We start from the raw sequence: 11552 nt of genomic DNA on the forward strand, positions 1-11552 counted from the left end.
TATACTCATTAACCAGATTTTATGAAACGTTTGATGCTTGCGTCTCATGAGATTCCCCTCAACCTGGCGGAAACTAAACTAAGAGAGAGCTCTATGAACCCTGAGCGTTCCGAACGCATTGAAATCCCCGTCTTGCCTTTGCGCGACGTGGTGGTTTATCCGCACATGGTGATCCCGTTATTTGTTGGCCGGGAAAAATCAATTCGGTGCCTCGAAGCAGCAATGGATCATGATAAAAAGATCATGCTGGTGGCACAGAAAGAGGCCTCAACGGATGAACCTGGCATTAACGATTTGTTCTCTGTCGGCACAGTCGCGTCTATCTTGCAGATGTTGAAACTGCCAGACGGCACGGTAAAAGTGCTGGTGGAAGGCCTGCAGCGGGCACGTATTACTACGCTTTCCGATAGCGGAGAGCATTTTGCCGCCCAGGCAGAATACCTTGAGTCACCGGCGATCGACGAGCGTGAACAAGAAGTCCTGGTGCGCACGGCAATCAATCAGTTTGAAGGCTACATCAAACTGAACAAGAAAATTCCACCGGAGGTGCTGACGTCATTGAACAGCATCGACGATGCTGCACGCCTGGCGGATACCATCGCTGCGCACATGCCGCTGAAACTCAGCGACAAGCAGTCGGTACTCGAGATGTTCGACATCACCGAGCGTCTGGAATACCTGATGGCGATGATGGAATCGGAAATCGACCTGCTGCAGGTCGAGAAGCGTATCCGTAACCGCGTCAAGAAACAGATGGAAAAAAGCCAGCGCGAGTACTATCTGAATGAGCAAATGAAAGCGATTCAGAAAGAACTGGGCGAGATGGATGACGCGCCGGACGAGCATGAAGCGCTGAAACGCAAGATCGAAGCGGCGAAAATGCCGAAAGACGCGCGTGAAAAAACCGAAGCGGAACTGCAAAAGCTGAAAATGATGTCACCGATGTCTGCGGAAGCGACGGTGGTGCGCGGTTACATCGACTGGATGCTACAGGTGCCGTGGAATGCGCGCAGCAAGGTGAAAAAAGACTTGGTCAAGGCGCAGGAAGTGCTCGATATCGATCACTACGGCCTGGAGCGCGTCAAAGATCGCATCCTTGAGTATCTCGCAGTACAGAGCCGCGTGAGCAAAATCAAAGGGCCTATCCTGTGTCTGGTAGGGCCTCCTGGCGTGGGTAAAACCTCGCTTGGGCAGTCGATCGCCAAAGCGACCGGTCGCCAGTATGTGCGTATGGCGCTGGGCGGCGTGCGTGATGAAGCGGAAATTCGCGGTCACCGTCGTACCTATATCGGTTCGATGCCGGGCAAGCTGATCCAGAAAATGGCCAAGGTCGGGGTGAAAAACCCGCTGTTCCTGCTGGACGAGATCGACAAGATGTCTTCCGACATGCGCGGCGATCCGGCCTCTGCACTGCTTGAAGTGCTGGATCCGGAACAGAACGTGGCGTTTAACGATCATTACCTGGAAGTGGATTACGATCTGTCCGACGTGATGTTCGTCGCCACCTCCAACTCGATGAACATTCCTGCGCCGTTGCTGGACCGTATGGAAGTGATTCGTTTGTCCGGTTATACCGAGGACGAGAAGCTCAACATCGCCAAGCAGCACCTGTTGCCGAAGCAACTTGAGCGTAACGCCCTGAAGAAAGGTGAGCTGACGGTCGACGACAGCGCCATCACCGGCATTATCCGCTACTACACCCGTGAAGCCGGGGTGCGTAGCCTGGAGCGTGAAATCTCCAAGCTGTGCCGTAAAGCGGTGAAAGCGCTGCTGATGGACAAGAAGATCAAGCATATCGAGATCAACGGCGACAACCTGAAAGACTACTTGGGCGTGCAGCGCGTTGACTACGGTCGTGCGGACACCGAAAACCGCGTGGGCCAGGTTACCGGTCTGGCGTGGACGGAAGTGGGCGGTGACCTGCTGACCATCGAAACCGCCTGCGTGCCGGGCAAAGGCAAGCTGACCTACACCGGTTCTCTGGGCGAAGTGATGCAGGAATCGATTCAGGCGGCGCTGACTGTGGTGCGCGCGCGCGCAGACAAACTGGGCATCAACGCTGATTTTTACGAGAAGCGTGACATCCACGTGCACGTGCCGGAAGGTGCGACGCCGAAAGATGGCCCAAGCGCCGGTATTGCAATGTGCACGGCGTTGGTTTCCTGCCTGACGGGCAACCCGGTTCGCGCCGATGTGGCGATGACCGGTGAGATCACGCTGCGCGGTCAGGTGCTACCTATTGGTGGTCTGAAAGAAAAACTGTTGGCGGCGCATCGCGGCGGCATCAAAACCGTGCTGATCCCGTATGAGAACAAGCGCGATCTGGAAGAGATCCCGGATAATGTCATCGCCGATCTGGAGATTCATCCGGTGCAGCGAATTGATGAAGTTTTGAACCTTGCGTTGCAAAACCCGGCCTTCGGCGCACTGCCGGTAGCGGCAAAATAGTGACGAATAGCAAAATCCATTGATAAAACTTATGCTGGCAAGTCATTTCGGACTTGCCAGTCTTTTTTTGTACCGCTAAGTTAGAAAGCTGTCGGCCCGCGTTTTGCCACGCTTTCGGTGGCTTGCCAAGGCTCGATGGGATTGATATAACAGCTGCGCTGTCGCCACCGTAGGGATTTTTCGGTGCGACGATTGAATTCTAGAGGGGATGATAGAGTGAATAAGTCACAACTGATCGACAAAATTGCCGCAGGTGCTGATATTTCCAAAGCGGCAGCTGGACGTGCTTTAGATGCAGTAATTGCTTCTGTTACCGAGTCCTTGAAGGAAGGGGATGACGTGGCCCTGGTTGGTTTCGGTTCTTTTACAGTGCGTGAGCGTTCGGCCCGTACTGGCCGTAACCCGCAAACAGGTAAAGAGATCAAAATCGCGGCAGCCAAAGTTCCGGCCTTCCGTGCAGGGAAAGCGCTGAAAGACGCAGTAAATTGATTGTTTGCGTCTAACCGATTAGCGTTACAGGGTTTTGTAATAAACAATCACCTGACGCAACGGTGCTGGTAAGGTAAGATATAAGGCGCATCAGAATGATGCGCTTTTTTTATTTTTGTCGCAGGGAACGCGCCTGCACAAGGGTGTTTTTAATCCACATCACAGCGGAGTGTTGTCACACTATGATGGACAATTTACGCGCGGCAGCTAATCACGTCGTGCTCAAAATCATCCTGGGCCTGATCATTTTGTCATTTCTTTTGACTGGGGTGGTCAGCTATCAGGGGAGTGCCGGTGATTATGCAGCGAAGGTCAATGGCCAGGTGATCGAGCGCGCTCAGCTGGAGCAGGCTTTCCAAAGCGAACGCAGCCGCATGCAGCAACAGTTGGGTGACCAGTTCTCCGCACTGGCGGGCAACGAAGGCTATATGCAGCAGATGCGCCATCAGGCACTGTCACAGTTGATCGACAACATGCTGCTGGACCAATACGCCAAAAAATTAGGCCTGAGCGTCAGCGACGATCAGGTGAAAGAAGCCATCCGCAAGGCACCTTATTTCCAGACTAACGGCCAGTTCGATAACGCCAAGTATCTCGATTTGATTAGCCGCATGGGATACACCGCCGACAACTTCGCGCAGTCAATGCGCCAACAGTTGGTTAACCAGCAGGTGATCCAGGCCTTCGGCCAATCAGGCTTCGTGTTGCCTTCCGAATCCCAGGGCATGGCTGCTTTGGTGCTGCAGGAGCGCAATGTCCGTCTGGCGACCCTGGATCTGAAAGCGCTGCAGGCTAAACAGACCGTGACCGACGACGAACTGAAAGACTATTACAGCCAAAACAAGAACAGCTTTATTGCGCCGGAACAGGTCAAAGTGAGCTACATCCCGATGGACGCCGCCTCGATGCAAGACAAGGTGACGGTGGCAGATGCGGATATCAGCGCCTACTACGACCAGCACAAAAGCAGCTACGGCCAGCCTGAACGCAAAAATTACAGCGTGATCCAGCTGAAAACCGAGGCGGAAGCCAATGCGGTGTTGGATGAGTTGAAAAAAGGTGGTGATTTCGCCACCCTGGCGAAAGAAAAATCCACTGACATCATCTCACGCCGTACCGGCGGTGAGCTGGGTTGGCTGGAGCCGGAAACTACCGCAGATGAGCTAAAGCAGGCTAACCTGACCGAGAAAGGCCAGCTTTCCGGCGTAGTGAAATCCTCCGTAGGTTATCTGGTAGTGCGTCTGAACGACATCGCACCGGAGAAAGTGAAGCCGTTGAGCGAAGTGCGCGACGCCATCGCCAAGCAGGTTAAGCAAGAGAAAGCGGTAGACGCTTATTACGCGCTGCAGCAGAAGGTGAGCGAAGCCGCTACCAGCGATAACGAGTCTCTGGCGTCAGCTGAAGAGGCCGCCGGCGTGAAAGCGGCACAAACCGAATGGTTCACCCGCGACAACGTTCCGGCAGCGCTGAACTTTAAACCTGTCATCCAGTCGATTTTCGACGGTTCACTGATTGGCGAGGGTGGGTCACCGGGCAGCAACTCCGACGTGATCACCGTTGATGGCGATCGCGCCTTCGTGATCCGCGTCTCTGGCCACAAGCCGGAAGGTATTGAGCCGTTCGACCAGGTCAAAGATCGCGTCGCCGAGCTGGTTAAGCGCAACAAGGCTGAACAGGAAGCGAAACTGCAGGGCGAGAAGCTGCTGGTTGAGCTGAAACAAGGCAAGGGCGATGAAGCGATGAAAGCGGCCGGCCTGAGCTTTGGCGGCGTGCAGAAGATGGCGCGTGCGCCGGAAGACAGCCAGCTGGTGCAGAGCGTGTTTGCGCTGCCGCATCCGCAGGAAGGCAAACCGGTTTACGGCATGTCGCAAGATCGCCAGGACAACGTGGTGTTGATTGCGCTTGATGCCGTTAACCCAGGCACCTTGCCGGCGGAAGAAATGAAAACCTTCGTCGGCAAGATGGAAGAAGGGGCGACCGGTGTGTCCTTCGACTCTCTGCTGGCCAGCCTGCGTAAAGAAGCCAAGATCAAGATGGGCGCCGCTGAGCAGCAACAGCCTCAGTAAGCCCCGCATTTTTGTGCAACGCAATGTAATAACCAAAGGCCGCTTTCGCGGCCTTTTCCATATCTGAAATCCGCCAATTGTCGATCGTCACCGGCTGCGGCAAGGTAGCCATGCTGTTAAACACAAGGAGGATACAGCATGCAACTTACAGAAATAAAAGCGGTTAATGGTTATGGTTTCAGCGTCAAAGCGCTGTTGACGGCTGCCCTGATTTGCCTGACGGGGCCGTCTATGGCCGCCGTGGAAAAAGCGGGGGCTGCGCCGCCGGTATTATCTGCGCCGGCGGTTAACACAGGGCAAGGCAGTGAGGTTGCCGTCGATGATGAAGCGTCAGTCAGCATCAATCAGGCCGACGCCGAGCAACTGGCCAGTGTGTTGAAGGGGGTAGGGTTGAAGAAAGCGGAGAGCATTGTGCGCTATCGCGAGCAGAATGGTCCGTTTACACAGATAGAACAACTTCAGGAAGTGCCGGGCATTGGGTCTGCGCTGTTTGAAAGGAATCGCGCACGACTCAAAATGTGATGCTGTTCACGGCTGCGTGGCAAAGTGCCATGGCAGCCTTCTCCCTCTGCTACATTTTACAGGTCTTACCAGTTTGGCGCATTGACCAAACGGGTGCGGGGGCAGAATATCGTCCCCGCTTTATTCTGTAATCACCAGGCTGGAGCGGCCGTTCACCTATGCATCATACCTTTATCAAAGTCCGTGGTTATCATCTTGATGTTTATCAACATGTTAATAATGCCCGCTATCTGGAGTTTCTGGAGGAGGCGCGCTGGGATTGGCTGGAGAATCATGAAGGCTTCCGTTGGATGACGAAAAACAACATCGCCTTTATCGTGGTGAACATCAATATCAACTACCGCACTCCGGCGGTGCTGGGGGACAAGCTGCGCATCGACAGCCAGATGGTGCAGCTTAACGGCAAAAGCGGTGTGCTAAGCCAGAAGGTGACGCAGGATGCAACGGGTACGCAGGTTGCGGATGCGCTACTGACCTTTGTCTGTGTCGATCTGAAAACCCAACGGGCGTTGCCGATTGAGGGGCAGCTGCGCGAACACCTGCAGGTGCTCACGCCGCCAGAAAATCAGTAAAGCGACGAGCGGCAATCGTTGCCGCCGTTATACCTGCCATATTTCAAGCGGCATCTTTGTTGGCTGCCGCGCTTACCCGAACCACTTACTCGAGTAAGTTCATCGGGATGCGTTTGTTTGCCGCCGCGATGCCACTCGAATTATTTAGGGGATGTACACTCAGGCCAGGCCGGTTTTCTGTTTCAGGCTTGCCATCACTTCGGCTTTGTTGATTTGATATTGCTGCAGGCCGTTGGCGCGCAGATGGCAGGCAGCGCATTCGCCGCAGCCATCGCCCTGGATACCGTTGTAGCAGGTCAGGGTATCCTGGCGCACTAGCTCCAACTGCCGATAGTAATCCGCCAGCGCCCAGGTCTCTGCCTTGTTCAGCCACATCAGCGGCGTTTCGAAGCGAATATCGCGGGCGATGCCGAGTACCACGGCGTGATTCAGCGCTTTGACAAATTCGTCGCGGCAATCCGGGTAACCGGAAAAGTCGGTTTCACAAACGCCGGTGATCACCGCTTCGGCTTCCACCTGGTAGGCATAGATAGCGGCCAGCGTCAGGAACAGGATATTGCGGCCCGGTACAAAAGTGCTTGGCAGCCCGCCTTCCTGCTCGCTGTCATAAACAGGTACCGGAATGTTGTCACGGGTCAGGCTGCTGATAGCCAGCTCGTTGAGCAAGCCCACGTCCAGTACCTTATGCGCTTTGGCGCCAAGCGCCACCGACAGCGCCTGAGCGACTTCGATTTCGGCGCGGTGACGCTGACCGTAATCGAACGTGATGCAATGCACTTCATCGTACTGCTGCAATGCCTGAATCAAGCAGGTCGTGGAGTCTTGTCCACCGCTGAAAACGACAACCGCGCGTTTCATAAAATCACCTTGTTTTATGGCTGAAGCCAGACCCGATACATGCCCGGGCGGCCGAATAAAAAATGTGTGCGGCAACTAGGGTAGCAGAAATGGCTGCATGTCGTAGCCGCCGCTTCTATTTATCACTGAGGAGGTTGTGGTTGATTCTCCACCGGCGGCGGTAGCCAGGCCTGGCAGAAATCAAACCAGCCGTAGGCGGTCAGGGTGACGCCATGAATGCGCGGTGGTGCGCTGATTTGATATTGGTAGTGAAACAGCGGGGTGATGATCGCCGCGGCCATCAACTGCTGATAGTAAGTTTTCAATTGCTCAAAACGCGGTTGCTGCGCGGGAAGTTGCTGGATCCGTTGTAACCTTTGTTGCTGATCTCGCCAGCGTGAGTCAGGCAAAATGCCACGCCACAGCGTATCTTGCCGCAACCAGCTTTCCAGCGTGGCCTCTGGCGACTCGCCAATCAGGTTATCCGCCAGCAGGAGATCGGCTTGCTCGATTTGCTCTGCGCTTTGCCAGCGTTTTCCCGCGTAGTAACGCACTTCCAGTTCACAGCCATGGTGCGCCAGCAACTGCTGCAGCGCCACTGTGACTGTCTCCAGTTCTACCGGCGGCCGGTACAGCAGGGTCAGCCTGGCGGGCAGGGCAATATCCTCGTTGGCCTGATGCAGCGGGATCGCCCAGCCAGGCAGCATCTCGTGGCTGGGAGTGATGACGCTGTTGGGTACCGGCAGATTGGCCAGCAGGCCAGATTGCTGGATTAGCATCAGCAGTTTTTGCCCCTGCGCTTCACTGAGCACGCCATGCCTCAGATTAACCGCCAGATAGCACCAGCCCAGGCTCATGCTGCGTTGTACCGGCCGGGCCAGCGCCAGCTCTTCCTGCGGGCCGATGGTAATACGCACCGGGTGTTGGCAACTGGTGTAAGCACTGCCGGCATGCAGCTCCGGGGTGATCCAATACTCAATACTTTCCAGATAAGGATGCTGCAAATGGTAAAAAGAATGCTGTTCCAGGCGCACCAGATGAGGCTCATTTAACGTCAGTTTAAAAGGGCCGGCGCCAATGCCTGGCGAGTCTGGGTGGGTCAGCAGACAAGGCAACTCTGCCAGCCGGTGTGCCAGCCAGTAGTCCGGGCGCTGCAGATCAAACTGGATGCACAGCGCATGCGGCAGGCTGATGGCGGCAACGCTGGCCAGGCTTGGCTGGCTGCGGGGATGCTGGAGCAATTTCCCCAGCGTTTGCAGCAGTTGCTGCCCGGTCAGCGGTTCGCCGTTATGCCAACGCAACTGGCTGCGCAGGAAAAACTGCCAGCGCAGGCCGTCCTCGCTGATTTGCCAGTGATGAGCCAGATCCGGTTGAGGCTCAGGGTTGCCGGTCATAAAGCGGGTCAATCCGGCGTGCAGAGTGGCGACCAGATGCTGCTCGGCGCGGCCGGTGAGGGTCAGCGGATCCAGGGCTTCCAGCGTGCGGTAGTAGGGGATACGCAGCGTCGGGCTGCCCGCCTGCCATTGGCCGCCGAGGTGCGGGCTGAGCAACTCTTGCAGATGCTGTGGGTCCAACTGCGCCATTTCCAGCGCCCCCCGATGATCGCCATTATGCAACAGCCGTTGCAGATGAGCGGCACGCAGTTCATCCGGGGTTTTCAGGCAGTGCAGGCGGGCACGTTTGCCGCGTCCGGCCTGCGAATGCCAGCTCAGCCAGCCCTGATCCTGCAACTGCTGCACCAGCGTGCGGGCATGGCGTTCACTGCAATAGAACAGCGCCGCCAGTTCGCCGATGGTGATCGCCACCGGTGCACCGCCGAGTTGCTGGTACAGACGTTGATATTGGCTGAGGCGATGGGTCAGGCGCATGATAGAAATCCGGAACAGTTTTGCGGAATTGTTCACTATTACTTCCGCAAATACCATCCCATACTGCAGTGATTGTAATCGCGTTCACATTCACGAGGTCTTTATGTATCGTCTGGCGGCTTTTGATATGGATGGCACTTTGCTGACGCCGGATCACCGGGTCGGACCGGAAACCCTGCAGGTACTGAAGCAACTGGTTGAACGAGACATGATCGTGACCTTCGCCACCGGACGACACTACCTTGATGCGCAGCCGATCATGGCGCAACTCGGCCTGCAGGGCTATCTGATTACCGGCAACGGCACCCGGGTTTATGACAATCAGGGGCGGCAATTGCACGCTACCGATTTGCCTGCCGATATTGCCGAAGAGGTGCTGCATACCCACTGGCGCACCGAGGCCAGCATGCACGTTTTTCGTGATGAAGGCTGGATGACGGAATTTGCGGTGTCGGACGAGATGCTGCGGGCGCATCACCTGAGCGGTTTCCGTTTCCAACTGGCGGAACTGCGCAGGTTACCGGCATTCGGCAACAGCAAAGTGTGTTTTATCGCACCGCATGAGGCGTTACTGGAGCTGCAACTGCAACTTCAGACGCATCTGGGCGGAGCGGCAGATCTCTGTTTTTCCGCCTTTGAGTGCCTGGAAGTGCTGCCGCCAGGCTGCAACAAGGGCACGGCGTTAGATACGCTGAGCCGGCACCTGGGTATAACGATGGCGGACTGCATGGCGTTTGGCGATGCGATGAACGACAAGGAGATGCTGGCGACGGTGGGGCACGGCGTGGTGATGGGCAATGCCTTGCCGCAGTTGAAGTCGCTGTTGCCCCAGCTACCGGTGATCGGCCACTGCGAACAGCAGGCGGTGGCTCACTATTTGCAACATTGGCTGCGTTCACCTTACCTCACCTATTCCCCCGAATTATGAGGTTTTACTTTTACAGCCGGCCGGGTATGACTTACCCGGCTTTTTTTATCCCCTGCATCTTTCAAGCCGCAGCGTTGTTGGCTGTATGCGTTCAACCCAGTCACTTACTTGAGTAAGCTCCTGGGTATTCTCGCTCTTGCCGCCTGGCTGCAACTCGAAATCCATTGGGGATTGTTGCTGATTATAAATCTTCCAGTTGCGCCAGCCAGGGCGTCAGGTCACCGATATTGTTGCTTACCCACTCGGGGTTGTAATAGGTATCCAGATAGCGTTCGCCACTGTCGCACAGCAGGGTGACGATCGACCCCTGCTCGCCATTTTCACGCATTTGTTTCGCCAATTGCAGCGCGCCCCACACGTTGGTGCCGGTGGATGCGCCTACTTTGCGGCCCAACACTTTTTCCAACCAGTGGATGGTGGCTACGCTGGCGGCATCCGGTACGCGCAGCATAGCGTCGACCACCGACGGAATAAACGAAGGCTCGGCGCGTGGGCGGCCAATGCCTTCGATCCTGCTGCCGCAACTGCCGATAATGGTGCGGTCACGCTGGTGGAAACAATCGTAAAACACCGAGTTTTCCGGATCGACCACCGTCAGGCGCGTGTCGTGCCCTTGATAGCGAATATAGCGTCCCAGGGTTGCAGAGGTGCCGCCGGTACCGGCACTCATCACAATATGTTTGGGGATCGGGAAGGGCTCGCGCGCCATCTGGCGGAAGATACTGTCGGCGATGTTGTTGTTCCCGCGCCAGTCGGTTGCACGCTCTGCGTAGGTGAACTGATCCATATAGTGGCCGTTTAGCTCTTTCGCCAACTGTTCGGAGACGGCGTAAATTTGCGCGGCATGGTCGACAAAGTGGCAGCGGCCGCCGTAGAAGGCGATTTGCTCAACCTTGCGGCGTGCGGTGCAGGACGGCATCACGGCGATAAACGGCAGACCGATCAACCGCGCGAAGTAGGCTTCGGATACCGCCGTACTGCCGGAAGAGGCTTCGATAATCGGGGTGTTTTCGGTGATCCAGCCGTTGCACAAACCGTACAGGAACAGCGAACGGGCCAACCGGTGTTTCAGGCTGCCGGTCGGGTGAGTGCTTTCATCTTTCAGGTACAGGCAGATACCGGGAAATTCAGGCAGGTTCAGGCGGATCAGGTGCGTGTCGGCGGAGCGTTGGAAATCCGCTTCTATTTCACCGATCGCATATTTTACCCAAGAATTTGTCATCGTCTGGCCTCAGAATAGGGGGCTTGTTTACCGCGTAGCATAGCCTGTCGCCGGGAAAAAAGGATTGCCATTTTCCCTGTTTAATCGCCTAATAGGAGAAAATTTTTCTCCTGGTTGGCGATATGTTAGATAAAACAGACCGTAAATTACTGTGCATGCTGCAACAGGACTGCACGCAGTCGCTGCAGGCGCTGGCCGACGCGGTCAATCTGACGTCGACACCCTGCTGGAAAAGGCTGAAGCGGCTGGAAGATGAAGGCTACATCCGTGGGCGTGTCGCGCTGCTGGATAACGAAAAACTGGGCCTGGGGCTAACGGCGTTTGTGCTGATCAAAACCCAGCAGCACAGCAGCGAGTGGTATCAGAAGTTCGTGCAACTGACCCAACAGATGCCAGAGGTGCTGGCGTTCTATCGCATGGCGGGAGAGTACGATTACCTGATGCAGGTGGAAGTGGCGGACATGAAGAGTTACGACAGCTTTTACAAGCGCCTGGTGAACGGCGTGCCGGGGCTGATCGACGTCACCTCCAGCTTCGCGATGGAAAAAATCAAATACACCACTGCGCTGCCGGTTCCCGAGTGAAATGTTCACCAAACTG

Annotated in this window: 10 protein-coding genes; 7 read left to right on the forward strand and 3 right to left on the reverse strand. The window is 55.8% G+C overall.

Features of this window, described 5'->3' with window-relative positions; translation table 11 throughout:
* Positions 1-93 precede the first annotated feature (93 nt).
* From lon to D4100_RS17030, 5 genes are all read left to right on the forward strand, one after another.
* On the forward strand, positions 94-2448 hold the full coding sequence (gene lon / locus D4100_RS17010) for an endopeptidase La (protein WP_006319789.1): 2355 nt from the start codon (positions 94-96) through the stop codon (positions 2446-2448).
* 216 nt (positions 2449-2664) lie between these two features.
* Positions 2665-2937: a nucleoid-associated protein HU-beta gene (gene hupB, locus D4100_RS17015; RefSeq protein ID WP_006319790.1), complete on the forward strand. Its 273-nt coding sequence runs from the start codon at positions 2665-2667 to the stop codon at positions 2935-2937.
* 182 nt (positions 2938-3119) lie between these two features.
* Positions 3120-5003, forward strand: coding sequence for a peptidylprolyl isomerase (gene ppiD / locus D4100_RS17020; RefSeq protein ID WP_006319791.1), 1884 nt, complete (start codon positions 3120-3122; stop codon positions 5001-5003).
* A gap of 138 nt (positions 5004-5141) precedes the next feature.
* A complete protein-coding gene (locus D4100_RS17025) occupies positions 5142-5525 on the forward strand; it encodes a ComEA family DNA-binding protein (protein ID WP_006319792.1) in 384 nt (127 codons plus the stop codon).
* A 158-nt stretch (positions 5526-5683) separates the two neighbouring features.
* Entirely contained in the window at positions 5684-6097 is a 414-nt protein-coding gene (locus D4100_RS17030; RefSeq protein ID WP_006319793.1) for an acyl-CoA thioesterase, read from the forward strand.
* A gap of 159 nt (positions 6098-6256) precedes the next feature.
* On the opposite strand, the gene queC is transcribed toward D4100_RS17030, so the two are convergent.
* Together queC and D4100_RS17040 are read right to left on the reverse strand one after the other, a co-directional pair.
* A complete protein-coding gene (gene queC / locus D4100_RS17035) occupies positions 6257-6955 on the reverse strand; it encodes a 7-cyano-7-deazaguanine synthase QueC (protein ID WP_006319794.1) in 699 nt (232 codons plus the stop codon).
* 122 nt (positions 6956-7077) lie between these two features.
* Positions 7078-8802, reverse strand: a complete 1725-nt coding sequence (locus D4100_RS17040) for an SgrR family transcriptional regulator (RefSeq protein ID WP_119804868.1) — start codon at positions 8800-8802, stop codon at positions 7078-7080.
* A gap of 103 nt (positions 8803-8905) precedes the next feature.
* On the opposite strand from D4100_RS17040, the gene cof reads away from it, so the two are divergent.
* Complete coding sequence (gene cof, locus D4100_RS17045; RefSeq protein WP_119804827.1) at positions 8906-9730, forward strand: HMP-PP phosphatase; 825 nt, start codon at positions 8906-8908, stop codon at positions 9728-9730.
* A 181-nt stretch (positions 9731-9911) separates the two neighbouring features.
* Here the strand turns inward: cof and D4100_RS17050 are convergent, their stop codons facing one another.
* Entirely contained in the window at positions 9912-10952 is a 1041-nt protein-coding gene (locus D4100_RS17050) for a PLP-dependent cysteine synthase family protein (protein WP_119804828.1), read from the reverse strand.
* Between the two features lie 122 nt (positions 10953-11074).
* On the opposite strand from D4100_RS17050, the gene D4100_RS17055 reads away from it, so the two are divergent.
* The gene (locus D4100_RS17055) at positions 11075-11536 is read left to right on the forward strand and encodes an Lrp/AsnC family transcriptional regulator (RefSeq protein WP_004949329.1); all 462 of its coding nucleotides are present in this window, start codon (positions 11075-11077) and stop codon (positions 11534-11536) included.
* Positions 11537-11552 lie beyond the last annotated feature (16 nt).

This window comes from Serratia inhibens, assembly GCF_003591175.1.
Taxonomy (GTDB): Bacteria; Pseudomonadota; Gammaproteobacteria; order Enterobacterales; family Enterobacteriaceae; genus Serratia; species Serratia inhibens.